Origin of the sequence: Curtobacterium sp. RIT-PI-V (genome assembly GCF_025642935.1) — a bacterium.
In the GTDB taxonomy this organism is placed as follows: domain Bacteria; phylum Actinomycetota; class Actinomycetes; order Actinomycetales; family Microbacteriaceae; genus Curtobacterium.
Map to the genome: position 1 here is coordinate 71660 of NZ_JANZKM010000015.1, position 23673 is coordinate 95332.

Consider the following 23673-nt stretch of genomic DNA (forward strand, 5'->3'; position numbering starts at 1 on the left):
GAGGCGCGGGGCGCGTTCGCTGCGCGCGTCACGTCCGGCGGGTGGTCGGCCTCAGGGCCGGGGTACGAAACGCCGCAGCCGCAGGCTGTTCGTCACGACGAACACCGACGAGAACGCCATGGCGGCACCGGCGAGCACCGGGTTGAGCAGCCCCGCCATCGCGAGCGGGATCGCCGCCACGTTGTACGCGAACGCCCAGAACAGGTTGCCCTTGATGATGCCGAGCGTGGCGCGCGACAGCCGGACCGCGTCGGCGACGACGGTGAGCCGACCGCTCACGACCGTGATGTCGCTGGCCGCGATCGCGGCGTCGGTGCCGGCACCCATCGCGATGCCGAGGTCGGCCGCGGCGAGCGCCGCGGCGTCGTTGACGCCGTCACCGACCATGGCCACGCTCCGCCCCTGGGCCTGCATGCCCCGGACGGCGTCGAGCTTGCCGGCCGGGGTCACGCGGGCGTGGACCTCCTCGATGCCGACCTGTGCGGCGACGGCCCGTGCGGCGCCGTCGTTGTCGCCGGTGAGCAGGACGGGGTGCAGGCCGAGCGCCACGAACCGCGCGACCGCGTCGGCTGCCTCGGGCTTGACGGTGTCGCCGACGACCACGACGCCGAGCACGCGGCCGTTCCGCGCGACGACCACCGCGGTGCCCCCGTCGGTTTCGGCAGCGGTGACCGCGGCCGTTGCCTCGTCGGGGACGGCGACCGCCCAGGACGCCGCGAGCCAGCGGGTCCCGCCGACGAGCACGACATCGCCGTCCACGACGGCCTGCACGCCGGCGCCGGCGGTCGACTCGAACTGCTCGGCGGTCGGGACGTCGAGGTGCCTGGCCGTCGCGGCCCGGACGACCGCACGCGCCACGGGGTGTTCCGAACCCTGCTCGACGGCCGCGGCGAGCCGGAGCACGGCGTCCGCGTCGAGGGTCGCGTCCGTCGGGGTCACGGCGCGCAGGGTCATCTCGCCGGTGGTGACGGTGCCGGTCTTGTCGAGCACGATGGTGTCGACACCACGGGTCCGTTCGAGCACCTGCGGGCCGCCGATCAGGATGCCGAGCTGCGACCCGCGGCCGGTGCCGACGAGCAGTGCGGTCGGCGTCGCGAGCCCGAGGGCGCACGGGCAGGCGATGATGAGCGTGGCGACGGCCGCGGTGAACGCTGCGGTGACCGACCCGCCGAGCACGAGCCAGCCGACGAACGCCAGCACGGCGAGCGCGATGACGATCGGCACGAAGACGCCGGAGACCCGGTCGGCCAGGCGTTGGACGTCGGCCTTGCCGGTCTGCGCGTCCTCGATGAGCCGTCCCATCCGGGCGAGCTCGGTGTCGGCGCCGACGCGGGTGACGGCGACCACGAGCCGGCCGCCGACGTTGATCGTCGCGCCGGTCACCCGGTCGCCCGGTCCCACCTCGACGGGGACGGATTCGCCGGTGACCATGCTGCGGTCCACGGCCGAGGACCCGTCCTGCACGAGGCCGTCGCTGGGGATCCGCTCCCCCGGCCGCACGACGACGACGTCCCCGACGACGAGCGCCGACGCCGGGACACGCTGCTCGACGCCGTCGCGCAGCACCGCGGCCTCCTTCGCGCCGAGTTCGAGCAGGGCGCGGAGTGCCGCCCCGGACTGCTTCTTGGCGCGGGCCTCCATGTACCGGCCGGCCAGGATGAACACCGTCACGGCCGCGGCGACCTCGAGGTACAGGTCGGTCGCCTCGGGGTCGGTCGCGATCCACGAGAACGTCATGTGCATGCCGGTCGTGCCGGCGTCGCCGAGGAAGAGCGCGTAGAGCGACCAGCCGAAGGCCGCCAGCACACCCACACTGACCAGGGTGTCCATGGTCGCGGCACCGTGTCGGACGTTCACCCAGGCGGCGCGGTGGAACGGGAGCGCGCCCCACACCGCGACGGGCGCGGCGAGCGTCAGGGCGAGCCACTGCCAGTTCGGGAACTGCAGGACCGGCACCATGGAGAGCAGCACGACCGGCACGGCCAGGACCGTCGACACGATGAGTCGTCGGCGCAGCGCACCGGCCGGGTCGTCGGCGTCGTCGTCCGGCTCCGTCGTGTCGGTCGGCGGCGCGGGGACGGTCGCACCGTAGCCCGCCGACTCGACGGCGGCGATGAGGGCAGCGGGGTCGGCGGGGCCGTCAGGAGCGACCTGCACCTGCGCCTTCTCGGTGGCGTAGTTGACGGTGGCGGTGACCCCGGGGAGCTTGCCGAGCTTCCGTTCGATGCGGTTCGCGCACGAGGCGCAGGTCATGCCCGTGATGTCGAGCTCGACGATGCCGTCCGTCACGACGGCACGACCTCGTACCCCGCCTCGGCGACCGCGCCGCGCAGCGCATCGGGGTCGACGGGTGCGTCCGAGGTGACGGTCACCGACGAGGCACCGCCGGGGACGAGCGCGACGGCGACGTCGGACACCCCCTCGAGTTCGGTGAGTTCCTCGGTCACGCTCAGCACACAGTGCTCGCAGGTCATGCCCTCGACGAGCAGCAGTTCGGTGGTCACGGTGTCTCCTCCTGTGGTTCGGGTGCGGACGGCGGTCACGAGCGCACGAGCCGGGCGATGGCCTGGCTCGCTTCGCGGACCTTCTCGTCCGCGGCGTCGCCGCCCTCGGCGACCGCCTCGGCGACGCAGTGCTTGAGGTGGTCCTCGAGCAGCGACAGCGCCACGCGTTCGAGCGCCCGGTTCGCCGCCGAGATCTGGGTGAGGACGTCGATGCAGTACGTCTCGTCCTCGACCATGCGGGCGATGCCGCGCACCTGGCCCTCGGCGCGACGGAGCCGCTTGAGCAGGTCGTCCTTGTCGCCGATGTAGCCGACGTGTTCGTGCATGGCAGCCTCCACGGTCCTCAATACGGTACCCCCCTAGGGTATTCCCTCGGATCGACCCGCGGACACGAACGAGGGTATTCACCTCGCCGTGCCGTCGATGTCATGATTTCGACCATGACCGATCCGGCGACGAACGGCTTCCGCAGACTGCGGTTCGCCGACGGCGACGGATCCGACTACTCCGACATCTTCGAGGCGGAGTACCGCGGGTCCGACTTCGCCTCGGAGACGTACGCGACGAACGACACCCGCTACGAGTACACGGTGGTGGGCGACGACGACCTGACGCTGCGGACCATGCGCGCCGAGGGCGGGCGACGCGGCGGGGTCATCGGGGCGCGGGAGGACCACGTCGTCTTCTGGCTCACCAGGGGCCGGCTCGAGATGCACTTCCCCGACCGCACGCGCGTGGTCGAGCCGGGCAGCCCGTACATCGCGAGTGCGTCCGAGGCGTACCGCTTCGAGTCCGACGGCACCGTCTACAACGGGGTGCACATCGCGGACTCGTTCCTGCGGACCGTCGGGCGTGACCTCGGCTACCGGCTGCCGGACGGCCCGCTGCTGTTCGAGCAGCAGGACGAGGTCATCGCCCGCCGCGAGCCGCTGCGCCACCTCATCGGGGAGCTCGGCCCGGCACTCGTGGACGACCGCGTGGTCGGTCCGATGCGGACGGCGCTGAACCGTCGACTGGCGGTCGTCGTGCTCGACACCTTCCCGATCCGCAACCGCGGCGACGACGTCCCCGTCGCGAACCGTCTGCGCGACGCGATCCGCTACGTGGAACAGCACGCAGCCGAACGTCCGGCGGTGTCGGACATCGCCGCGGCCTGCGGGCTCAGTCAGCGGGGGCTGCAGGACGTGTTCGCCCGCACCCTCGACTCCACGCCGCACCGGTTCCTGCGCGAGCACCGGCTCGACCGCGCCCGGAGCGAGCTCCTGCGCGCGGGCGACGACCGGGCCCCCGGTGCCGACGGGGTCGCCGTGGTCGCGCGTCGGTGGGGCTTCACCAATGCGGGCCGGTTCGCCTCCGCCTACCGCGAGCGGTTCGGCGAGGACCCCGCCACCACGCTCCGCACGTCGCTGTCCGCACGACCCGACAGTGGTCGGTCGTCGTGGCGTGTCCGCCGCGCGGTGGCGTTCATCGAGCAGCACGCCGACGACGACCTCTCCCTGCAGGACATCGCCGACGCCGCCGGGGTCCTGCCGCGACGCCTGCAGCAGCTCTTCCGGGCCGAGCGGGGCGAGTCCCCGATGGCGTGCGCCCGGGCGATCCGCGCCGCTGCAGAACGCAACGCGGCGGACGGAACACGCGAAACCGCCTGAGCGAACGACCAGGGGTACAGCCACATCCCCGTGTTCCCGCGGATTCCTGGATCTCTGCCGAATCCGGAAAGTCATGTGTGACGAATCTCTGGTGCAGCCCGTCTCATCCGTGAACAGCAACCGCTGGGAACGCCCGGCGGGTCAATCGGAAGGAACGAACCATGGCTGACTCCATCACCACCACCCCGGCCACCACCGCCGCGGCCCGGACCACCTCGCACGCCGGCTCGAACAGCGGCGTCACCGGCAAGACCGTCATCGACGACACCGTCGTGTCGAAGGTCGCCGGCATCGCCGCCCGCGAGGTCAACGGCGTGCACTCGCTCGGTGGCGGCGCAGCCCGCGCGATCGGTGCGATCCGCGACGCGATCGGCCAGCGCGACTTCGGTCAGGGCGTCAAGGTCGAGGTCGGCGAGAAGCAGGTCGCCGCGGACATCGTCATCGTCGCCGAGTACCCCGTGTCGCTCCAGCAGGTCGCCGACGGCGTCCGCAGCAGCGTCGCACGTGCCCTCGAGCAGATCGTCGGCATGGAGGTCGCCGAGGTCAACGTGACCGTCCAGGACGTCTTCATCCCGGGCGACGACGACGACAACGAGAACGACGAGAAGAAGGAAGCGCGAGTCGCATGAGCAACACACTGATCGGTGCCCTCATCGGTGCCGTCCTCGCAGTCGTCGCACTGCAGTTCGGGTTCTGGGGCTTCGTCCTGGTCATCGTCTTCGGTGCGATCGGTGCCCTCGTGGCTGCCCTCGCCACCGGCAAGATCGACCGTGGCGCCCTGACCGACGTGCTCACCGGGCGCCGGAGCTCCCGGTGAACGCCGGCCCGGACGTCGTCCCGGGCCGCGTCGAGATCACCGCTCGTGCACTGACCTCGCTGGCGCGGGCCGTCGCAGCCGAACGGCTCGGCGCCCCCGCCAAGCGGGTCAGGGTCGGTCTCGGAGACGCGGCCGGAGCGATGGCCCTCGACGTCACCGGCCCCATCGCCGCGGGCGACGACCTCGTCGCCCGTTCGGCCCAGGTCGCCGACGAGGTCAAGCGCCGCGTGAGCGAACTCACCGGCCGACGCGTCGGCAGTGCCCACATCGAACTCACCGGGATCGTGCGCGAGCGCGAGTCCCGAACCCGGTAGGAGACCATCATGAGCAACGGTTCCGTCGAACGACGCATCCGTCGTCGGAGCGTGCACCGCTCCCGCTCGACCGCAGTGGCGGTGGCGCTGGTGGTCCTCGCCCTGGTCGCCGCGTGGATCGGCACGGAGTCGGTCCTGCGGGCGATCGGGCGGCCTCCGCTCCTCGCCGACCCGCAGACCGCCGTCGATGCCGCGCTGCAGCCCGACGCCGCGTTCGTCACGATCGCCGAGGTCATCGCCGTCGTGCTCGTGGTCCTGGGCGTCGTGCTGATCGTCCTGGCCCTGAAGCCGGGTCGCCAGCACCGTTCCGTCGTCCAGCACGACCGCGGCGCCGTCGTCATCGACACCCGCATCGTCGCCTCCACGGCGGCCAACGCCGCCGGCACGGCAGCAGGGGTTCCCGAGGGCAACGCCTCGGCCACCGCCCGCGGTCGGCGCACCGACGTCCGGATCGTGCCCGTCACCGGCATCCCGGTCGACGAGCAGGCCGTGCAGGCAGCCGTCCGTGACCGCCTGAGCGGCCTCGACGAACGGTTCGGCCACAACGTCCGCGTCCGCATCGACGAGAAGGGGACCCTCGCATGACCAAGAGCAACCGGACCATGAACCGGATCATCCTCTTCGTCCTCGGCCTCGTCGCCGTCGTCGTCGGCCTCACGATCGGCGCGGGCGTCCTGCCCGCCGTGCAGGACGCGATCAAGCCCTACGTCGACCTGCCGAGCAACCTGGACGTCCCCGCGTCCTCGCTCTGGATCGTCGCCGCCGCCTGCGCCGTCGTGATCGTGCTCGCCCTGGTCTGGGCGTTCAGCCGCGGCGGGGGCGGCACGTCCGTCGCCGTCCGCGAGCGCTCGGGTGAGGACGCCATCACGGTGAACGTCGCACTCGTCCGCGACGTCGTCGAGCACGAGCTCGCCGGTGTCCGCGACGTCGTCGGCTCGCGCGTCGACACCTACCTGGTGCGCAAGCAGCGCGCCGCTCGCATCCGCGTCGCGGTCCGCCGCGGCGGGGACGCCGTCTCGGTGCTCGACGCCGTCGACCGCGCCGTCGCGGTCCTCGACCGCACGCTCGGCCGCCAGGTGCCCGTCCTGGTCCACCTCACCGGTGGCACCCGTTCGGCGCTCGCGAAGTCGACCCGCGTCCACTGACACCCGTCAGGCGGACGCACCCCCGGGCCTCCCGGCCCACCGAAGACCCTCGCAACACCCACCACCGGGCGAACGCCCGACCGATGAAAGGACCCGTCATGGGACTCGACGACAAGATCAAGAACGCTGCCCAGGACCTCGCCGGCAAGGCGAAGGAGGCCGTGGGCAAGGCCCAGAACGACGACTCCAAGGTCGCCGAGGGCCAGAAGGACCAGGCCGCTGCGAGCGTCAAGAAGACCGGCGAGGACGTCAAGGACGTCTTCAAGAACTAGGACGCTCGATGCGTGTCGGGGCACTCGCGACGTCGAGTGCCCCGATGCGTTCCGCGGACCCGAACGAGGAGGAACCATGCAGCACGACCCCCATGCGCACACGCAGGTCACCGAGGTGGCCCTGCCCGCAGAACTGACGGAGCCGCTGCCCGACGACGCGACCCCCGCGATGCTCATCGCGCGCACCGCGGCGGAGACGGCGCTCGGCGTGCCCGGCGTGCACCACCTCGGCGGGACCGTGTCCCGAGCCGCCGACGAACTGCGGAAGCGGCTCGGCCGCTCCGCCGGGACCGCAGGCGTGCAGGTCGACGACGAGGACGGCACCTTCGCGGTGCAGGTCTCCGTGATCGTGACCTACCCACGGAACGTCCGCGAGGTCGCCGACGAGGTGAAGCGACAGGTCGCCGCAGCAGCCGGCCAGGTCGCCTCCGTGCCGACGACCGTGGACGTCCGCGTGCTGGACGTCCACGGACCGTTCGACGACGAGCCCTCGCCCGTCGAGCGTGCGGCCACCGCTGTCGGTGATGCCGTGCAGGACGCCGCCAAGGCGACGAGCGAGACCACCAAGCGCGTGGCGACGGCGACCGTCGACGCCACGAAGCAGGCAGCCGACCAGGCCGCCGAGGCGACGAAGCGCGCTGCGGACGCCACGGCCGACGTCACGAAGCAGGCGGCCGAGGTCACCGCGGACGCCACCAAGCGTGCCGCCGAAGCGACGGTCGACACTGCCAAGCGTGCTGCCTCGGCCACCGCCGAGGCCACGAAGCAGGCCGCCGACCAGGCCGCGGACGCCACGAAGCGTGCCGCCGACGTCACCGCGGACGCCGCGGAACAGGCCGTGGACGCGACGACCGCCACCGCCGGCCGCGTGCACGAAGCCGCGTCCGATGCGCTCGACCGTGCATCCGAGGGCGCACGGGACGCCGCCGACACCGCGCGCGACGCCGCCGGCCGCGCACGTGCGGCCGTCGCCGACGAGGACACTGCGACCCCCGTCGTGGTCTCCGAGACGGCTGCCGACGCCGCCGTGCGTGCCGCCGACTCGGCCGAGGACGCCGCGCAGGACGCCGCCGACGCCGCAGCCGACGCGAGCGAGGCAGCGCGGGCAGCAGCCCGCGACGGCGACCAGCCGACCGTCCCGACCGCGGACCGACCGTGACCACCGCCTGGTCCGGCGGCCGTCGGCCCCGCACCCGGCGGCCACGGCCGCGCGGCGTGTGGATCGCCGGTGGCATCGGCGTGGTCCTGGTCGCCGGGGTCCTGCTCGGGGCGTTCCTGCCCCTGGTCGGGTTCCTCGGCGGCGTCACCGCCACGACCGCGGGCCTCGTGCCGTTCCCGTTCGTGCGGGTCACGGTCGTCGCGGTCCTCGGGCTGGTCGTCGTGCTGGCGCTCCTCGCGCTGGCGCTCACCCGTCGACACACCACGACGGCGACGATCTCGGTCGTGCTCGCCGTCCTGGTGAGCATCGCCGTCACGATCGTGCCCGTGGTGCTGGTGGCCGTCGGGTCCGCCGACCGCGCTGGCGACGTGTGGCCGATCGTCACCGAGCTCTGGCAACGCTTCACCGGCTGATCCGACAGCACCTGCACCATCGACCAAGGAGTCCCACCATGCGCAACCGCATCATCGTCATCGGCCTGATCGTCCTCGTCGGGTTCTGGTTCGGCTCCCGCGCCAACCGTCCGGTGATCAAGACGTCCAAGAGCGAGACCGTCCGCAAGGCCTGGAACGACCCGTACGCTCGCAAGGCCCGCAAGAAGCTGGGCAAGAAGATCGCCAAGGCCGCCAAGCGGCACGGCTGACACCTCCCGCATCACCATCGGATCACGACACGGACGCATCGTGTCGTGATCCGTGTCATGTTCGGCCTCTTCACGACATTGTCGTAGTGAAGGGAGCACCGTGGACAACACCGCAGATGACGACGCCGGCCTCGCACGGCGCCTCGCCTCGGGGGACAGAGCAGCACTCGCGACCGCGTTCGACCGGTTCGCGCCCACGCTCACCCGGTACGCGTGGGCGATCGCGGGCAGCAAGCAAGACGTCGAGGAACTGGTCCAGGACACGTTCCTGACGCTCTGGCAACGCGCCGACGGCCTCCAGCTCCCCACCGGCACGCTCCTGCCGTGGCTGCTGGTCGTGTGCCGCAACCACGCGAAGAACCTCGGTCGGCGCAACGCGAAGCACGCCGGCGACGAACTGCCCTTCGACCTCGCCGCCCCCGCCGACACCACCGATGCTTCCGAGCAACTCCGGTGGGTCCGGAGCGAGATCGCCGCGCTGCCGGAGACCGATCGCCGCATCTGCGAGCTGTGCCTGCTGCAGGGGTACTCCTACGCCGAGGCCGCACAGCTGCTCGGACTCAGTGTCGGAGCGGTCACCCAGCGGGTCTCGCGGTCCCGCCGACGACTCAAGAAGGCGGTGACGCACGATGAACACTGAACCTCCCGAGGGAGACGACCTGCAGCGCATGCTCGTCTCGATGAAGCAGAACGTCCTCGAGCAGGCCACCCCTCGCCCGAAGCGCCACGGCCGTCGAGTCGGCATCGCGATCGGCGTCGTCGGGGTGCTCCTGCTCGGAGCCGCCGGCGGTGGGGTCGCACTCGGCCTCATCCCGACGTCGATCACCGCGGAGCCCACTCCGACCGCGTCGCCGTCCACGGCACCGACGCCGATCGAGACGCCGTCGGGCGCCCCGGTCGTCGGACAGCCGACGCCGACGTCGACACCGTCGGCGACGCCCACCTCCACACGGGAGCCGTACTCGCTGTCGGACCCGGACACGTGGACGATCTCCGGCAGCGAGGTGGGGCCGATCGCGCTCGGCGGGGAGTACACCGCCGAGACGGACGACCTGGACGGCGTGTACACGGCGAGCGACGGCTGCCTCAACCCGAACGTCGTGTTCTGGTACCCCGACGACCGCAACAACCCGGCACTGACCGTCGTGAAGGGCGACGACGGCACGATCGCGAGCGTCATGGTCGGGAGGAACTCCGACGAGGTGGCGGGACCGACGACGGCTGCGGGACTCGGGACCGGCAGCACCCTCACCGAGTTGCGAGCGGCGTACCCGGACTTGCACTACACGGAGCCGGGCAACGACGCCGCCCAGCCGTCGGACTCGCCCTACGGCGGCTGGACGACCACCGTCAACGGGGTGTTCGTGAGCTTCCGGTTCCCACCCGTGGGCTCGGGCGAGCGGGCGAACTCGGTCTGGGTCAGCACCGTCGACCAGTCGCCACCGCCGGAGTTCTGCGGCTGACGCCGCGTCCGGACAGGAGGCCCGGATCACCTGCGCCGATCGGCGCACGTGATCCGGGCCTCCCGTCCGCTACCCTCGCGACGTGAAGCGTCTCTCCCCCGGCCAGCGCTGGGTCATCGGTCTCGGCGCGTTCGCGCTCGTCTGTCTCGTCGTCGGCATCATCGCGATCGCCGCCGGCGCCGGTTGGGGGATCCTCCTCGTCGTCGCCGGGCTGCTGCACCTCGGCCTCACCGGCGTCACCGGCGCACTCGTGTGGACGTCGACCCCGACGATCGGTCCGAAGCCGATCCGTCGCTCCGCAGCGTGGCCCGGCACCACGCACCGGGTGTTCTCGTACGGCACGCTGCGGCAGCCGCTCGTGCAGGAGTCGCTGTTCGGCGAACACGTCCCCACCACCCCGGACACGCTGCCCGGCTGGCGACTCGACTGGGTGACGATCACCGACCCCGAGGTCATCCGGGCGAGTGGCTCGGACCGCCACCCGATCCTCCGCCGGGGCGCAGCGGGCAACGTCGTCGACGGCGTGGCCCTGACCCTGGGCCACGAGTGGCACCTGCGTGCCGTCGACGCCTACGAGGTGTCGGACTACCAGCGCATCCGGGTCGAGCTCACCTCGGGTCTGTCGGCCTGGGTCTACGTGGCGGCCGACGAGGTCTGAGCCGCGTTCGCGTGAGCGCGAGACTCGGGCTGCGCGACACTCCTCGGGGCGCACCGTCCGAGAACTGTCGCTCAGCGCGAGACTCGGGCCGCGGCCGCCGCCAAGCGCGCGAGGCCCTCGTCGATCGACACCGACGGGGCCCACTGCAGGTCAGTACGGGTACGGCGCTGGTCGAACCAGTGCGCCGTGGAGAGCTGCTCGGCGAGGAACCGCGTCATCGGCGGCTCGTCCTGGCCCGGACGCACCCGCCACACGGCCTCGACCAGCGAACCCGCCACGCGCGCGACCGCTGCCGGCACGTGCCACCGCGGCGCCGGGACACCCGAGGCCGCGCAGATCCCGGCGAGCAGGTCCGCGACGGGCCGGGGCTCGCCGTTCGTGACGACGTAGGCGTTGCCGTGCACGTCGTCGTCCGCAGCGTGCCCGAGCGCCGCGACCATGGCCGACGCGGCGTTGTCGACGTACAGGGTGTCGATCAGGGCGGCACCGGAGTCGAGCAACGGCAGTCGCCCGGACCGTGCCCGTTCGACGATGCGGCCGATCAACTGTGTGTCCCCCGGGCCCCACACCAGGTGCGGCCGGATGGCGACGACGGCGAACCCGGGGGCGTCGGCTTCGAGCGCGAGGAGTTCGGCCGCGGCCTTCGTGCGGGCGTAGTCGCCGCGCGCGTGCTGCGGTTCGGCGGCACCGGCCCCGGCGCCGACGAGCGACGACCCGGTGTGCGCGACCGACGGTGACGAGACGAACACGAACCGCTGGACACCGGCACGCCGCGCGGCGTCGACGAGCGCTCGGGTGCCGTCGACGTTCACGCGGACGAAGTCGGCCGGGTCACCCGCCAGGGAGACCTTGGCGGCGAGGTGCACCACGGCGTCGACCCCGTCGACCGCGCGGGCCACCGCCGCGACGTCGGTCATCGAACCGGCGACGTCCTGGACGCCGTTGACGCCGGACGGCCGTCGCTGGAACGTGCGGACCTCGTGCCCAGCGTCCCGCACGGCAGCGGCCGTCGCCTGTCCGAGGAAGCCGCTCGCCCCGGTGACCAGGACCGTCACGGGCGGGCCATCCGTCCACCGGACAGCACCGAGGTCGCCCAGCGGGACAGCCGGGCGCGGTCGACCTTCGAGTTGTGCCGGATGTCGGTCGGCAGCACGGGGACCGTCAGCACGGCAGCGAGCGGGACCCCGGCCGCGGCCCGGACCGAAGCAGCCAACGCCGGCGGAGCCAGGGCGGGCCGTCGGGCACGTCGCCTGCCGGTGGTCTCGACGACGGCCACGACCTGTTGCGTGCCGCGCGGGCCGATCCCCGCGACGCCGGCACGGCCGACCCCGGGTACGCCCTCGATGCGCTGCTCCGGTCCGACCGGGGTGACGACGCCGTGCGGGGTGGTGAGTACGTGCTGCATCCGCCCCTCGACCCAGAGCCGCCCGGAGGCGTCCAGGTGTCCGACGTCGCCGGTGCGGTGTCCGCGCGGGTCCTCGACACCGAGGCGCGCGACGCGGTTCGTCCGCCAGAGCCGGTCGTACCGGTCGCGCACGTGCGGTGCCGCGACGACGATCTCGCCGGTGACGCCCGCCGCGTCGGTGAGCGCACCGGTCGCAGCACCCGCGGTGTCGAGCGGCGCGATCCGCACCCGGACGTTCGCCGCCGGGAACCCGACGCAGATGCCCTCGTCGCCCGAGGCCGCCGCCGAACGGACGCCGTCCAGGTCGACATCGGTCATGAGCAGCCCCTCGGTCATGCCGTAGGGGGTGTGCGCACTCGCGTTCGGCATCAGCTCGGTCGCCGCGGTCAGCAACGCGGCCGACACCGGGGCACCCGCCGACAGGAACAACCGGACGCGCGCGAGCGCCGCACGGTCGGCGTCGGTCAGCTCCGACGCCGTCGCCACGACGTTCGCCAGTGCCGCCGGCGACAGGAACACCACGGTCGCGTCGGCCGCTGCCACCGACGCCGCGACGGCGCGCGCCGTCAGGGTGCGGGGCGCGGTGACGTCCATGTCCGGCGCCACCGACCGGGCCCCGAGGGCCGGGCCGAGCAGCGCGAAGGGCGCGAAGCCCGCGACGAGGCCGGTGCCGACACCGATGTCGTACTGGGCCGCCAGCACGTCGCGGACGGCACCGAGCTGTCCGTGCGTGTAGACGACGCCCTTCGCCGGTCCGGTCGACCCGGAGGTGAACAGGATCGCGGCCGGGGCGTCGGGCGCCGGCACCGTGGGCAGCACGGAACCGTGCGCCAGCCGACGGGCACCCCGCCGGGCGACGTCGACGAGCGTGTGCTCGACGCGCAGTGCACGCCGTGCGGGCGCGGGCAACGGGACGGTCGCGATGCGCCGCCCCGGCCAGCCGAGTGCACGAGCGGCTCCGAGTCCGGGCAGCGCACCGATGATCCAGTCGGGTCGGGCTCCGCGCACCGCACGGGTCAGGCCACGCAGACCGAGTCCGGCGTCCGCCACCACGACGACCGCGCCGATCCGCACGCAGGCGTACAGGACGGCCGTCAGGTCGGCTCCCGGCGTGACGAGGAGCGAGACACGGTCACCGCTCCGGACACCGAGCTCGTCCAGCCCGGCGGCGATCTCGTCCACCCGACGTGCGAGCAGGCGCCACGTGATCGTGCGGGGACCGCCGGCCGCGGCCATCTCGACCAGGGCGGGTTCGTCGCTGTCGCGCAGGTCCTCGAGCGCGGCGCCGAGCGGGCGGCTCACGCTGCTCGTGTGCTGCACTCCGGCCGGGAGGCCCGTGGTGACCGACGCAGGCACGTGTCCGTCCGGCAGGCGGTCGCCGATCCAGTCGAACACCGCGCCCGCCACGTCGGCGTCGTCGGGCAGCAGGTGCCCGGCACCCTCGAACCGGTGCACGTCGGCCTGCGGCAGCCGCTCGGACAGGTCGTCGAGGTAGCGCTCCAGGAACACCGGGTCGCGGGGACCCCAGAGCAGCAGCGCCGGGACGTCGAGCGCAGCGACCCCGGCCGCGATCCGGTCGAGCTCGGGAGCACTCCGGTGCCGGGCGTCGACGGGGATGTCCGCCACGAACCCGCCGATGCCACCACGACGTGCCGCACCGCGGTAGGGGGAACGGTAGCCGTCGGCCACGGCACGGTCGAGCTTCGGGTGCGCGATGCCGAGTGTCGTCTCGAGGAACGCCGGCGTCACGACGGTCGCACGGCCGAGCAGCCCCGGCCCCAGGGCGAGCCGCAGCGGCGCCGGGATCGGGGCGTCGTCGGGCTGGTGCACGGCGGTGTTGCACGTCATCACGGCAGCCAGGACGTCGGGGTGGTCGACCGCCCAGCCGAGCGACACCACGCCGCCCCAGTCGTGGCCGAGGGTGACGACCGGGCCGGTCAGCCCGAGTTCGTCGGTCAGTGCTCCGAGGTCTGCGACGCGCTGCGGCAGCCCCCGTTCCACCCCGGTGCGCTCCGAGAAGCCCATGTCGAGCTGGTCGACGGCGACCACGCGCCAGGCCGGGCCACCGGCCCGTGCGACCTCGAGCGAGGTGCGGAGCACCGACCGCCACAGGTACGACCACGTGGGGTTGCCGTGCACGCACAGGATGGTGCCGACCGGTTCCACGCCGAGCGCGGCCAGGGACCCGGCCGTGTCGAGGAGGTGCCAGGTGCGCGCGGCGCGATCCGTTCCTCCCGTTCGCTCTGCAGACCACGCGGGGACAGTGACCAGACGCGACCACGCCGGATCGAGACCGGGCAGGGAGGGCGGCTGCGTCGCCGGAGCCGTGCTCGCGGCGACGCGGGGAAGCCGGGACCTCACCAGTGCAGTTCCATCATCGCCGTGTTGATGCCGGAGCCCACGCCACCCAGGAACACGCGGTCGCCGCGGCGGATGCCGCCGGACTCGACCTCGTCGGCCAGGGTGATCGGGATCGACGCCGGACCGACGTTGCCGAACCGCTGGTACGTGGTGGGGACCTTGTCTCGCGGGATGCCGATGGCCTCGACGAACGCGTTGGTGTGCACATCGGAGACCTGGTGCAGGACGTAGCGGTCCATGTTCGCCCAGTCGAAGTGGGCGCGGGCCTCGGTCCACGCGGCGACGACGAGCTCCATGCCGCCCTTGAGCAGCATCTTGGCGTCCGTGAACATGCCGTCCACGCTGCCGACGCACAGGTCGTACCACTGGGTCGCCGCGCGGGTGACGCCGCCGACGATCCGGTGACCCTCGGGGTGCAGGTCCGCCGGGCCGAGCACGGCGGCTGCGGCGCCGGACCCGAGGGTCAGGCTGGCGAACTCACTCATGAAGTCCTTGCGGTTCCGTCCGCCCTGGTTCAGACGGTCGATGGTGTTGAGCTGCACCTGGTCGGCGTCCTCGCCGTCGACGACGAGCGCGTACTTGATCTGACCGGAGTCGATCATGCCCGCCGCGACGCTCATGGCGTTGACGAAGCCCAGGCACGCGTTCGCGATGTCGAAGTTGATCGCCGACGACGGCAGGCCGAGCCCGTGGTGCAGGCGCACGGCGACCGACGGCTCGAGGTGCGGACGGGTCACCGAGGTGTTGATGAGCAGCCCGATCTCGTCGGGACGCACACCCGCCTCGGCCATCGCGCGACGACCGGCGTCGATGGCGGCGTCCTGGAAGGTCTGGCCCTCGCCCCAGTTGCGTCGCTCGATCACACCGGCGACGCGCTCGAGCAGGCCCATCGGCAGACGGAGTCGGCGGAGCACGCCGCGGAGCCGGGCCTCGATGTCCGCAGAGGTCGTCACGCGATCGGCCGTCGTCGTCGCCACGGACAGCAGCGAGACGTTGTGGTGCTTCGCCGTGGCGTTGCCGGGCTGCTCGGGTTCGCTGCTCGGCGTCCGTTCACTGCCTGCACGTTCACCGCTCGCTGCCCGGTCGACCGGCCGTTCCGTCATGATCGTCACCGATACATACTTCCCCATCCGGGCTGTGTGTGCGATCCGGATACGCCGAATCGCATCCGCCGCGCCGCAACGTACTGCACATCGAGCTCGACTCGCCCTTGAACGACGGCAGCCACGACCTCGAGATCGTGGTCGAGGACAAGGCCGGCAACGAACCTGACCACTGCGCCGAGCTCGGCGGTTGGCTCGTCGCAGCGCTGAGTGCTCTCGGCCTGGGTGTCGTCCTGCGGCTGCTCGGGCGTCGCCGCCGCGAACGCGACGTGCGCGGCGTCTGAACCGAGGCTCGAGACGGAAGGCCCGGCTCGCGCTCCCCTCGCGGGGGACGCGGGCCGGGCCTCCGGTCCGTCAGCTCTCCGACTGGAGCGGCTCCTTGGGAAGCTTCCGCACCTTCGCCCGACGCTTCCGGCGTTCGGGGACCATGGAGCGCATCTCCTCGAGTTTGCCGAAGCACAGCAGGCGGTCGCCGGGTTCGAGAGCGACGCCGCTGCGCGGGTTCGGGATGACGTTCGAACCGCGGTGCAGGGTGAGCACCGTGATGTCGCGGTCCCAGAGTCCGGACTCCTTGATGGTCTTGCCGACCAGATCGGCGTTCGTGTGCACGAGGAGCTCGGCGACGCCGTACCCCGTCGACACCGACAGGCGCTGCCGGACGTCGATCTCCGGGAACGCGACCTGGTTCGCCATGAAGTCGATGATCGCGCCCGCGATGTCGAGACCGGTCGCGCGCTCGACTCCCTCGAGCCCCGGTGACGAGTTGACCTCCATGACGAGCGGGCCGTCGTTGCCCTCGAGCATGTCGACGCCCGCGACCTTGAGGCCCATGATCTGCGCCGAGCGCACGGCCACGGCCTCGTACTCGGGCGACAGCGTGACCTTCTCGACGGTGCCGCCGCGGTGCACGTTCGACCGGAACTCGTCGCCGGACGCCGTCCGGCGCATCGCGGCCACGACGCGGTCGCCGACGACGAGCGCACGGATGTCCCGGCCGCGGCTCTCCGAGATGAACGACTGGATCAGGACGTTCTGCTTGGTGGAGTGCAGGGTCTCGACGATCGACTCGGCGACCTTCGCCTCCGGTGCCAGGATCACGCCGATGCCCTGCGTGCCCTCGAGGAGCTTGATGACGACGGGCGCGCCACCGACCCGTTCGATCGCCCCGCGCACGTCGTTGCGGCCGGCCACGAAGGTCGTCGCCGGCATGCCGATGTCGTGTCGGGACAGGATCTGGTTCGCACGGAGCTTGTCGCGCGAGTTCGTGATGCCGTTCGCGGTGTTCGGCGTGTACACGTCCATCTGCTCGAACTGCCGCACGACGGCGGTGCCGTAGTAGGTGATCGAGTTGCCGATCCGGGGCAGCACTGCGTCGTAGTCGGACAGGAGCTTGCCGCGGTAGAGCAGGTCCGGGTCGTCGCCGGACAGGTCGATCGCGAAGCGCAGGGTGTTCAGGACCTTGACGTCGTGGCCGCGGTCGAGCGCTGCGGCACGGAGGCGCTGGGTCGAGTACGCCTGCGGGGCGCGGGACAGGATGGCGAGTTTCATCGAGGGGTTCTCCGCGGGGTGGGATCGACGGCGACGGTCCATCCAAGCACGCGAACACCGCTCTCGGGCGTACGACAAGATGGGGCCATGGCCCGTGCTCCGAAGTCCCCCGACGGCGGGCTCGTCGTCGCCGGCTGGCGCGAGTGGGCCGGCCTGCCGGAGCTCGGCCTGCCGTGGATCAAGGTCAAGCTCGACACCGGTGCACGCAGCTCGGCACTGCACGCGTTCGACCTCGAGGAACTGCCCGGCGACCGGGTCCGGTTCTCCGTGCACCCGTGGCAGGACACCGATGCCGACGCCGTCACGATCGAGTGCGACGTGCACGACCGGCGCATCATCCGCAGCTCGACCGGGCACACCCAGGAGCGCATCGTCGTGCTCACCACGATCACCCTGGCCGGGCGCGCCGTCGAGTCCGAGGTCACCCTGAGCAACCGTGACCAGATGGGGTTCCGGATGCTCGTCGGGCGCGAGGCCCTGCGGCAGGGCTTCCTCGTCGATCCTGCGAGGTCCTTCATGGCTGGTCGGGCGCCGAAGGAGATCCGGCGCCGCAACCGCGGGCGAGCCTGATCGCTGCTCGCCTCGCGGCACGGGCCGTGGACGCGACCGGTCGACGGTCTGGAGGCGCGGTGCGGGGCCGCCACGGGCCTCCCGTCCGCCTCGGTGATCGCCCAGGGCGCGGGTCGGGTCAGCGACCGAGGTGGCGGCTGAGGAAGGCGAGCTGCTGCGGTGCCAGGCGGCGCCAGTAGCCGTGCGTGTGGGCGCCGGGCTCGAAGCCCCCGGCGGGCGGCGTCGCGAAGCCGTCGACGTAGGCGTGGGCCGCCGGAGCGAACCCGTCGCCGTTGCCGCAGTCGACACGGACCGCGATGCCGTCCAGCGCGCGCTGCCGACCGAGGACCGTGTTCGCACGGAAGTCGGCCGCGTCGTCGAAGGCTCCGCGGGCGGTTTCCGCTGCTGACGTCCAGAGCGCCGGACTGATCGCCGACACCGCGCGGACGCGGGATGCACCGAGCACCCCGCCGAGCCGGAGCGCACCGAACCCGCCCATCGAGTACCCGGTCAGCGCGAGCCGGTCGGTGTCGAACCCCCGCCGTGCGATCCGGGGCAGGAACTCGTCGACCACCATCGCTGCAGGGTCGTCCCCGTCCGAGCGGTGGTGCCAGTACCGGTTGCCGCCGTCGATCGAGGCGATCGCGAAGGGCGCCCCACCGTCTGCGATGTGCGCCGCGAGGAACCGGTCCCAGCCGAGCTCCCGCCCGAAGAACGCCGCGTGGTCGTCGCCGTAGCCGTGCAGTGCGACGGCCACCGGCAGCGGGGTGTCCGACTCCGGAGCGGCGATGGTCCAGCCGACCGTGCGCCCCGCGCGGGCCGCCGACACGAAGGTGCCGGAGACCGAGGGGACCGGGTCGACGTCGGGGATCGTGCCGTCGGCACCGTTGAGCCCGAGCACGCGGTACATCGTCGACCGGCCGGGCAGGAGGTCGAGGTCCACCGCCTCGGCGGCTGCACCCGCGGCGACGATGCCGACTCCCCCGATCAGCAGCGACCGACGGGTGATCGTCGACGCACGCGAACGGGTCATCCGAGGGGCACCGTTCCGTCAGAGGTCACGCGCTGCATGACGAGGGTCGAGGAGAGTCGCTGCACACCGGGCAAGATACCCAGCGTGGCGTCGGAGAACCCGGGGCGCTGACAAGCGGTCAGGCTGCTGCGACGAGCGCGGCGGCGACCGTGCGCGCCGTCGCCGTGCCGACCGACGGATCGCGCAGACGCATCGCGAGGTACCCGGAGACGACGAGCAGCAGCTGATCGGCCAGGGCGCCGGCGCGCTCGCCGACGACGGATGCGGCACGTTCGGTCAGCCGGGTCCGGAGCGCACCGGTCTCGCGGTCGAGCACCTCGTGCACCTCGGCGGGGGCGTCCGCGTACTCGGCAGCGGTCCCGAGGAACGCGCACCAACGCGAGCCGGCGGCGGTCGACCGGTAGTCGTCGAGCGCGTCGAACACCGCGAGCAGGCGCCCACGATCGTCCGGAGCGGCCTCGACCGCGCGGTCCCACGTGGCGAGCCAGTCGTCGTGCCGGCGGTCGAGGGCCGCGGCGACCAGGGCTTCCTTGCTCGCGTAGCCGCGGTAGAGCGTGGCGCTCGAGATCCCGGCGCGGTCGAGCACGGCGTCGATCGGGGTGGCGGCGATGCCGCGCGTGAAGAAAAGCTCCTCGGCCGCGTCGAGCAGCCGCTGCTCGGTTCCTGGACGCATCGCCATGCAAGCACCCTAGGCTCTCAAAAGTGAAACGATCGTTTTCGTTACGACAGTGGGTGCTCCTCGGCAGCGGGCTGGCCCTGATCGCGGCGACGTACGGGCTGGTACGCCTGGCGTTCGGCCTCTTCCTGCCCGACGTCCAACGCGACCTCGGCCTGCGCCCGGACGCTGCTGGGTGGGTCTCCTCGGGGGCCTCGGCGATGTACTGCATCGGCGCGGTGGTCGGGTTCCTGGTCGCCGCACGCGTCCCCCGGGTGCTCGTCGCCGCAGCCGCCGCGGTCGCCGGGGTCGGTGCGCTCACGATGGCAGCGGCGCCGGGGCCGTGGCCCTTCGGGATCGCCGCCGTGGTCGCCTCCACCGGGGCCGGGCTCGCCTCCCCGGCCCTCGTGCAGCTCGTGTCACGCGCGGTGCCCGGTTCCGCGCAGGGAACGGCGCAGGCGGTCGTCAACTCGGGGACCGGTCCGGGGCTGGTCGCCGCCGGGGCGCTCGCACTCGTGCTCCTGCCGGACTGGCGGACGGCCTGGACGTGGTCCGGGGTCTTCGCGCTCGTCGTCGGCATCGTGCTGCTCACGGTGTCCCGTCGGAGCGGGTCCGACGGCGACCGGCCAGCCGCACCGGGGACGGCGTGGTTCGCAGCACACCGACGGGTCATCGCGCTCGCGCTGCTCTTCGGCGCCGGGTCGGCGGTCGTGTGGACGTACGGCCGCTCCGTGCTGGTCGACGCGGGCGCGCCCGTCGTGGTGTCGGTGTCGGCGTGGATCGCGCTCGGGGTCGGCGGTGCTGCGGTCGCCGTGACGGCACGGTGGACGAGCGGACTCCGTGCACGGACGCTCTGGGCGCTGACCGCGGGCGCCGTGGCGGTGGCGGTCGTCGCACTCGGGCTCGCGCCGCAGTCCACGGCGCTGGCGATGCTGGCGTGTGCAGTGTTCGGTTGGGGCTACACGGCCGCGACCGGCGCGTTGATCGCCTGGACGACCGAACTCGACGCTGCGCGGTCGTCGGCCGGGACGTCGATGCTCTTCGTCGCGCTCGTGCTCGGGCAGGCCGTGGGAGCGGCGGCAGCGGGAGCGCTCGTCAGTACGGCGGGCTACGCGGCGACGTTCCTGGTCGGGGCGGGCGTCACCGCGGCGAGCGCCGTGCCCGCCGCGGTCGGCAGGCGCGGAGGCCCTCCGCACGGTGACGCCGCCGTCACAGGAGCGGACGCAGCTCGATCTTCCGGTTGCACGCCTGCGACGCCTCGTGCGCCACACGGAGCGCGGTCTCGGCGTCCGGCAGCTCCATGACCCAGAACCCCGCGACGAACTCGGAGCTGACGGCCGCCAGTCCGGGCGTGGTGTCCGAACCGCCACCGCGGGCGTCGACGACGGTGCCGTCGGCGGGCGCGGACACCCCGGCGGCGAACACGACGGCGTCACCCAGGCGTTCGTTCAGGGCGTCGACCGCAGTGGCCTCGGCCTCGGTGGCCGACTCCGTCCGACCGGCGGCGACGGCCTGCCCGTCGTCGATGACGTTGACGAGGAACTGCATGGTGACTCCCCTGCTCGTTGGCGGGAGGCTACTCCCCGACCACCCGCTTCCGTGACGCTCCGTGACGGGCGACGGGACCGCGAACCCTGGGACGTGCCTACGCTCCCTCCGACGGCGACCCGGCCGCCCACGACCACGGAGTACCCGATGCCCCACGACACCATCGCTCGTCGAGTCGACGAGTTCAACGCCGGCTTCACCGCGCAGATCGGCCCCGAGCTCAGCGCCGTGTTCGACCGGGAACAGGCCGACCTGCGTGCCGACGGCGTCCCCGACGGCGTCCTCGCCGTCGGGGACGACGCGCCGGATGCTCCGCTGCTGGACGCGACGGGCGCCGCCACGTCGCTGGGCGCCGCGCGTTCTGACACGCCGACCGTGCTGGTGTTCTACCGCGGCGCCTGGTGCCCGTACTGCAACCTCACGCTCCGCACCTACCAGCAGGAGCTGCTCCCCGCACTGCAGGGACGCGGGGCACGCCTCGTCGCCGTCTCGCCGCAGACCCCCGAGGGCACCGAGCTGTCGATCGCGAACGGCGAGCTGGCGTTCCCGGTCCTGTCCGACCCGGAGAACGTGCTCGCCGGTCGGTTCGGCGTCGTCACGGCACCGAGCCCGGAGGCTCGAGCAGCCCACACGGAGCTCGGGTTCGACGTCGCCGACAGCAACGCCGACAGAACCGCCGCGATCCCGTTCCCCTCGGTCTTCGTCATCGACGAACACGGTGTGGTCCGGTTCGTGGACGTGCACGTCGACTACACGACGCGCACCGAGGTCGCAACGGTCCTCGAGGCCCTCGACGGCCTGGACGAGGGCGGCACCCGCTAGCGTTCTCTGCATGGGGACGACGACGGAGTGGTCGCGGCTGCCCGTGGGGCGCCGCGAGCACCGGCAGGACGCCGTGCTCGCGCTCGTGCTCGCCGCGGGCCTGGCCGTCACCACGGTCCTGTACGGGTCGGCCGGGACCTACGGCGACGACCAGGCGGCCTGGTGGGTCTCGGCGCTGATGATCGTCGCGAACGCCGTCCCGATCGCGTTCCGCCGCCGGTTCCCGATGTCGGCCGCCGTGGTGTCCGCGCTGGCGTTCGCGGCCACGCAGCTGCTGCAGGTGCCCGAGGTGTTCCTGGTCAACTTCACCCTGTTCATCTCGCTGTACTCGGTCGGCGCGTGGTGCTCCGACCGGGTGCGTGCCGAGGCGGTCCGGTGGGTCGTCATCGGCGGGATGTTCGCGTGGCTGTTCATCGCGATCTCGTTCGGGTGGGCGGTGCCGAACGCGCTGCCGAACGACGAGGGTTCCCTCATCCCGCCGTACATCGCGTACTCGCTGCTGAACATCGTGATCAACGTCATCTACTTCGGTGCCGCCTGGTACGCGGGCAACCGGGCGTGGGCCTCGGCGGTTGCCCGGCACCAGCTCGACGAACGCACCGCGGAGCTCGCGGCCGAACGGGAGCGCAGCGCCGCCCAGGCCGTGACGATCGAGCGCGTCCGGATCGCCCGCGAACTGCACGACGTCGTCGCCCACCACGTGTCCCTGATGGGCGTGCAGGCCGGCGCTGCCCGACGGGTCATCGACCGTGATCCCGACCAGGCGACGGCGTCGCTCGGCGTGGTCGAGGAGAGCGCGCGCACGGCAGTGGAGGAGCTCCGGCGGATGCTCGGCACCCTGCGGTCGGCAGACGAACCGGGCGCCGGCGACCATGGTGTCGGGGACGCTCCGAGCACCGAGGGCATCGCACGCATCGCCGAGCTCGCCGAGTCCGCCAGGGTCGCCGGTCACCCGACCGAGTACGTGGTCGTGGGCGACGAGCGTCCCGTGCCGCCGACGGTCGCCGCCGTGGCGTACCGGATCGTGCAGGAGGCCGTGACGAACGTCCTCAAGCACGCCGGCCCCACCGCCCGCGCGGACGTCCGGCTCCGGTACCTCGACGACGGCGTCGAGGTCGAGGTCACCGACGACGGGCACGGCGACCGTGCTGCGCGGAACCCGTCGGGCAGCGGCCTCGGGCACATCGGCATGCGGGAGCGGGTCGCCGCGGTGGACGGACGGATCGAGATCGGGCCACGCGCCCGGGGAGGCTACCTGGTGCGGGCATGGCTGCCGACGACCTGACGATCGTGCTCGCGGACGACCAGGAGCTCGTGCGCGCCGGGTTCCGCGTGATCCTGGAGTCCGAGCCGGGGTTGCGGGTGATCGGCGAAGCCCCCGACGGAGCCCGTGCGGTCGAGGCCGTCCGGACCCTGCGCCCCGACGTGGTGTGCCTCGACGTGCAGATGCCCGGCGTCGACGGGCTCGAGGCCGCTCGGCGGATCGCGGCGTTGCCGGACCCGCCGGCGGTGCTCATCCTGACGACGTTCGACAGCGACGACGCGCTCTTCCAGGCGCTCGAGGCGGGTGCCAGCGGCTTCCTGCTGAAGAACGCCTCCCCCGAACGGCTGATCGACGCCGTCCGGACCGTCGCCGCCGGGGACGCCCTGCTCGCCCCCGACGTCACGCGCCGGGTGATCAGCCGGGCGACGGCGGCCCCGGCTGCGAGCGGCCGTGCCCCCGACCGCTCCGACGCCGCCGCCCTGGCAGCAGCCGGGCTCACCGAGCGCGAGACCGAGGTGCTCCGGCTGCTCGCCCGGGGGCTCAGCAACGCCGAGATCGCCGCCGAGCTGTACGTCGGTGACGCCACCGTGAAGACCCACGTGTCGAACGTGCTCCAGAAGCTCGCGCTGCGGGACCGGATCCAGGCCGTCGTCTGGGCGTTCGAGCACGGTGTCGCCGGCTGACCGAGGCCGACTCGCCGACCGACCGGCCGCCGCCGCCGCCGCCGCGAAGTCCGACGTTCCACGAGACGTTCGACGCGT

29 protein-coding genes are annotated in these 23673 nt (G+C 72.7%); 19 read left to right on the plus strand and 10 right to left on the minus strand.

The window, feature by feature from the left end; genetic code table 11:
• Positions 1–51: 51 nt before the first annotated feature.
• Genes OGL88_RS10880 through OGL88_RS10890 form a run of 3 tightly spaced genes read right to left on the minus strand, consistent with a single transcriptional unit; the run spans position 52 to position 2830 of the window.
• Entirely contained in the window at positions 52–2289 is a 2238-nt protein-coding gene (locus OGL88_RS10880) for a heavy metal translocating P-type ATPase (protein WP_263091370.1), read from the minus strand.
• Positions 2286–2504 (minus strand): heavy-metal-associated domain-containing protein, encoded by a 219-nt coding sequence (locus tag OGL88_RS10885; protein ID WP_240347422.1) that lies wholly within the window; start codon positions 2502–2504, stop codon positions 2286–2288. Before OGL88_RS10885 ends, OGL88_RS10880 begins: the two co-directional genes overlap by 4 nt.
• Before the next feature lie 35 nt (positions 2505–2539).
• Positions 2540–2830 (minus strand): metal-sensitive transcriptional regulator, encoded by a 291-nt coding sequence (locus OGL88_RS10890; RefSeq protein ID WP_111084793.1) that lies wholly within the window; start codon positions 2828–2830, stop codon positions 2540–2542.
• Positions 2831–2944: 114 nt separating this feature from the next.
• Between OGL88_RS10890 and OGL88_RS10895 the strand changes: the two genes are divergently transcribed.
• From OGL88_RS10895 to OGL88_RS10955, 13 genes are all read left to right on the plus strand, one after another.
• A complete protein-coding gene (locus tag OGL88_RS10895; RefSeq protein WP_205463063.1) occupies positions 2945–4153 on the plus strand; it encodes an AraC family transcriptional regulator in 1209 nt (402 codons plus the stop codon).
• 161 nt (positions 4154–4314) lie between these two features.
• A complete protein-coding gene (locus OGL88_RS10900; protein WP_205463064.1) occupies positions 4315–4782 on the plus strand; it encodes an Asp23/Gls24 family envelope stress response protein in 468 nt (155 codons plus the stop codon).
• Positions 4779–4970 (plus strand): DUF2273 domain-containing protein, encoded by a 192-nt coding sequence (locus OGL88_RS10905; protein WP_123291766.1) that lies wholly within the window; start codon positions 4779–4781, stop codon positions 4968–4970. Before OGL88_RS10900 ends, OGL88_RS10905 begins: the two co-directional genes overlap by 4 nt.
• Entirely contained in the window at positions 4967–5284 is a 318-nt protein-coding gene (locus OGL88_RS10910) for a hypothetical protein (protein ID WP_123291765.1), read from the plus strand. The genes OGL88_RS10905 and OGL88_RS10910 overlap by 4 nt, the downstream gene beginning before the upstream one ends.
• A 9-nt stretch (positions 5285–5293) precedes the next feature.
• Entirely contained in the window at positions 5294–5869 is a 576-nt protein-coding gene (locus OGL88_RS10915; protein ID WP_205463065.1) for a DUF6286 domain-containing protein, read from the plus strand.
• Entirely contained in the window at positions 5866–6429 is a 564-nt protein-coding gene (locus OGL88_RS10920) for a hypothetical protein (RefSeq protein WP_263091371.1), read from the plus strand. The genes OGL88_RS10915 and OGL88_RS10920 overlap by 4 nt, the downstream gene beginning before the upstream one ends.
• A gap of 98 nt (positions 6430–6527) precedes the next feature.
• Positions 6528–6701, plus strand: coding sequence for a CsbD family protein (locus OGL88_RS10925; RefSeq protein ID WP_205463067.1), 174 nt, complete (start codon positions 6528–6530; stop codon positions 6699–6701).
• A gap of 76 nt (positions 6702–6777) precedes the next feature.
• Positions 6778–7860: an Asp23/Gls24 family envelope stress response protein gene (locus tag OGL88_RS10930; RefSeq protein WP_263091372.1), complete on the plus strand. Its 1083-nt coding sequence runs from the start codon at positions 6778–6780 to the stop codon at positions 7858–7860.
• The gene (locus tag OGL88_RS10935) at positions 7857–8273 is read left to right on the plus strand and encodes an MFS transporter permease (RefSeq protein ID WP_263091373.1); all 417 of its coding nucleotides are present in this window, start codon (positions 7857–7859) and stop codon (positions 8271–8273) included. The genes OGL88_RS10930 and OGL88_RS10935 overlap by 4 nt, the downstream gene beginning before the upstream one ends.
• A gap of 38 nt (positions 8274–8311) precedes the next feature.
• On the plus strand, positions 8312–8503 hold the full coding sequence (locus tag OGL88_RS10940; protein WP_263091374.1) for a hypothetical protein: 192 nt from the start codon (positions 8312–8314) through the stop codon (positions 8501–8503).
• A gap of 100 nt (positions 8504–8603) precedes the next feature.
• Positions 8604–9143: an RNA polymerase sigma factor gene (locus tag OGL88_RS10945; protein WP_263091375.1), complete on the plus strand. Its 540-nt coding sequence runs from the start codon at positions 8604–8606 to the stop codon at positions 9141–9143.
• A complete protein-coding gene (locus OGL88_RS10950) occupies positions 9133–9966 on the plus strand; it encodes a hypothetical protein (protein WP_263091376.1) in 834 nt (277 codons plus the stop codon). The genes OGL88_RS10945 and OGL88_RS10950 overlap by 11 nt, the downstream gene beginning before the upstream one ends.
• An 82-nt stretch (positions 9967–10048) precedes the next feature.
• On the plus strand, positions 10049–10624 hold the full coding sequence (locus OGL88_RS10955) for a gamma-glutamylcyclotransferase family protein (protein ID WP_263091377.1): 576 nt from the start codon (positions 10049–10051) through the stop codon (positions 10622–10624).
• A 71-nt stretch (positions 10625–10695) separates the two neighbouring features.
• On the opposite strand, the gene OGL88_RS10960 is transcribed toward OGL88_RS10955, so the two are convergent.
• From OGL88_RS10960 to OGL88_RS10970, 3 genes are read right to left on the minus strand one after another with little or no spacing between them, the layout of a single operon-like run.
• Entirely contained in the window at positions 10696–11679 is a 984-nt protein-coding gene (locus tag OGL88_RS10960; RefSeq protein ID WP_263091378.1) for an NAD-dependent epimerase/dehydratase family protein, read from the minus strand.
• Positions 11676–14390 carry an alpha/beta fold hydrolase gene (locus OGL88_RS10965; RefSeq protein ID WP_263091379.1) on the minus strand — a complete coding sequence of 905 codons (2715 nt, stop codon included), beginning with the start codon at positions 14388–14390 and terminating at the stop codon, positions 11676–11678. Before OGL88_RS10965 ends, OGL88_RS10960 begins: the two co-directional genes overlap by 4 nt.
• Complete coding sequence (locus tag OGL88_RS10970) at positions 14387–15493, minus strand: 3-oxoacyl-ACP synthase III (protein WP_263091393.1); 1107 nt, start codon at positions 15491–15493, stop codon at positions 14387–14389. Before OGL88_RS10970 ends, OGL88_RS10965 begins: the two co-directional genes overlap by 4 nt.
• A 107-nt stretch (positions 15494–15600) precedes the next feature.
• On the opposite strand from OGL88_RS10970, the gene OGL88_RS10975 reads away from it, so the two are divergent.
• Entirely contained in the window at positions 15601–15777 is a 177-nt protein-coding gene (locus OGL88_RS10975) for a hypothetical protein (protein ID WP_263091380.1), read from the plus strand.
• Between the two features lie 70 nt (positions 15778–15847).
• Here the strand turns inward: OGL88_RS10975 and OGL88_RS10980 are convergent, their stop codons facing one another.
• Positions 15848–17041, minus strand: coding sequence for a RimK family alpha-L-glutamate ligase (locus tag OGL88_RS10980; RefSeq protein ID WP_263091381.1), 1194 nt, complete (start codon positions 17039–17041; stop codon positions 15848–15850).
• An 87-nt stretch (positions 17042–17128) separates the two neighbouring features.
• Between OGL88_RS10980 and OGL88_RS10985 the strand changes: the two genes are divergently transcribed.
• Entirely contained in the window at positions 17129–17611 is a 483-nt protein-coding gene (locus OGL88_RS10985) for an ATP-dependent zinc protease family protein (RefSeq protein WP_263091382.1), read from the plus strand.
• 118 nt (positions 17612–17729) lie between these two features.
• On the opposite strand, the gene OGL88_RS10990 is transcribed toward OGL88_RS10985, so the two are convergent.
• Together OGL88_RS10990 and OGL88_RS10995 are read right to left on the minus strand one after the other, a co-directional pair.
• Complete coding sequence (locus OGL88_RS10990; protein ID WP_263091383.1) at positions 17730–18623, minus strand: alpha/beta hydrolase; 894 nt, start codon at positions 18621–18623, stop codon at positions 17730–17732.
• A 118-nt stretch (positions 18624–18741) separates the two neighbouring features.
• Positions 18742–19302, minus strand: a complete 561-nt coding sequence (locus OGL88_RS10995; RefSeq protein ID WP_263091384.1) for a TetR/AcrR family transcriptional regulator — start codon at positions 19300–19302, stop codon at positions 18742–18744.
• A gap of 53 nt (positions 19303–19355) precedes the next feature.
• Between OGL88_RS10995 and OGL88_RS11000 the strand changes: the two genes are divergently transcribed.
• The gene (locus OGL88_RS11000) at positions 19356–20582 is read left to right on the plus strand and encodes an MFS transporter (RefSeq protein WP_263091385.1); all 1227 of its coding nucleotides are present in this window, start codon (positions 19356–19358) and stop codon (positions 20580–20582) included.
• Here OGL88_RS11000 and OGL88_RS11005 read toward each other — a convergent pair.
• A complete protein-coding gene (locus OGL88_RS11005) occupies positions 20488–20826 on the minus strand; it encodes a YciI family protein (protein ID WP_263091386.1) in 339 nt (112 codons plus the stop codon). The genes OGL88_RS11000 and OGL88_RS11005 overlap by 95 nt on opposite strands.
• A gap of 147 nt (positions 20827–20973) precedes the next feature.
• Between OGL88_RS11005 and OGL88_RS11010 the strand changes: the two genes are divergently transcribed.
• Genes OGL88_RS11010 through OGL88_RS11020 form a run of 3 tightly spaced genes read left to right on the plus strand, consistent with a single transcriptional unit; the run spans position 20974 to position 23595 of the window.
• Complete coding sequence (locus OGL88_RS11010; RefSeq protein WP_123673682.1) at positions 20974–21648, plus strand: peroxiredoxin-like family protein; 675 nt, start codon at positions 20974–20976, stop codon at positions 21646–21648.
• A 10-nt stretch (positions 21649–21658) separates the two neighbouring features.
• The gene (locus tag OGL88_RS11015; RefSeq protein WP_263091387.1) at positions 21659–22933 is read left to right on the plus strand and encodes a sensor histidine kinase; all 1275 of its coding nucleotides are present in this window, start codon (positions 21659–21661) and stop codon (positions 22931–22933) included.
• Positions 22915–23595: a response regulator gene (locus tag OGL88_RS11020; RefSeq protein ID WP_263091388.1), complete on the plus strand. Its 681-nt coding sequence runs from the start codon at positions 22915–22917 to the stop codon at positions 23593–23595. The genes OGL88_RS11015 and OGL88_RS11020 overlap by 19 nt, the downstream gene beginning before the upstream one ends.
• Positions 23596–23673: the final 78 nt, after the last annotated feature.

Coding starts and splice junctions, on each gene's coding strand:
- OGL88_RS10980 (WP_263091381.1), bottom strand. CDS start 17,041: ATGAAACTCGCCATCCTGTCCCGCGCCCCGCAGGCGTACTCGACCCAG.
- OGL88_RS10940 (WP_263091374.1), top strand. CDS start 8,312: ATGCGCAACCGCATCATCGTCATCGGCCTGATCGTCCTCGTCGGGTTC.
- OGL88_RS11020 (WP_263091388.1), top strand. CDS start 22,915: ATGGCTGCCGACGACCTGACGATCGTGCTCGCGGACGACCAGGAGCTC.
- OGL88_RS10915 (WP_205463065.1), top strand. CDS start 5,294: ATGAGCAACGGTTCCGTCGAACGACGCATCCGTCGTCGGAGCGTGCAC.
- OGL88_RS10995 (WP_263091384.1), bottom strand. CDS start 19,302: ATGGCGATGCGTCCAGGAACCGAGCAGCGGCTGCTCGACGCGGCCGAG.
- OGL88_RS10890 (WP_111084793.1), bottom strand. CDS start 2,830: ATGCACGAACACGTCGGCTACATCGGCGACAAGGACGACCTGCTCAAG.
- OGL88_RS10990 (WP_263091383.1), bottom strand. CDS start 18,623: ATGACCCGTTCGCGTGCGTCGACGATCACCCGTCGGTCGCTGCTGATC.
- OGL88_RS10950 (WP_263091376.1), top strand. CDS start 9,133: ATGAACACTGAACCTCCCGAGGGAGACGACCTGCAGCGCATGCTCGTC.
- OGL88_RS11010 (WP_123673682.1), top strand. CDS start 20,974: ATGCCCCACGACACCATCGCTCGTCGAGTCGACGAGTTCAACGCCGGC.
- OGL88_RS10920 (WP_263091371.1), top strand. CDS start 5,866: ATGACCAAGAGCAACCGGACCATGAACCGGATCATCCTCTTCGTCCTC.
- OGL88_RS11005 (WP_263091386.1), bottom strand. CDS start 20,826: ATGCAGTTCCTCGTCAACGTCATCGACGACGGGCAGGCCGTCGCCGCC.
- OGL88_RS10905 (WP_123291766.1), top strand. CDS start 4,779: ATGAGCAACACACTGATCGGTGCCCTCATCGGTGCCGTCCTCGCAGTC.
- OGL88_RS10930 (WP_263091372.1), top strand. CDS start 6,778: ATGCAGCACGACCCCCATGCGCACACGCAGGTCACCGAGGTGGCCCTG.
- OGL88_RS10970 (WP_263091393.1), bottom strand. CDS start 15,493: ATGACGGAACGGCCGGTCGACCGGGCAGCGAGCGGTGAACGTGCAGGC.
- OGL88_RS11015 (WP_263091387.1), top strand. CDS start 21,659: ATGGGGACGACGACGGAGTGGTCGCGGCTGCCCGTGGGGCGCCGCGAG.
- OGL88_RS10900 (WP_205463064.1), top strand. CDS start 4,315: ATGGCTGACTCCATCACCACCACCCCGGCCACCACCGCCGCGGCCCGG.
- OGL88_RS10925 (WP_205463067.1), top strand. CDS start 6,528: ATGGGACTCGACGACAAGATCAAGAACGCTGCCCAGGACCTCGCCGGC.
- OGL88_RS10895 (WP_205463063.1), top strand. CDS start 2,945: ATGACCGATCCGGCGACGAACGGCTTCCGCAGACTGCGGTTCGCCGAC.
- OGL88_RS10985 (WP_263091382.1), top strand. CDS start 17,129: ATGGCCCGTGCTCCGAAGTCCCCCGACGGCGGGCTCGTCGTCGCCGGC.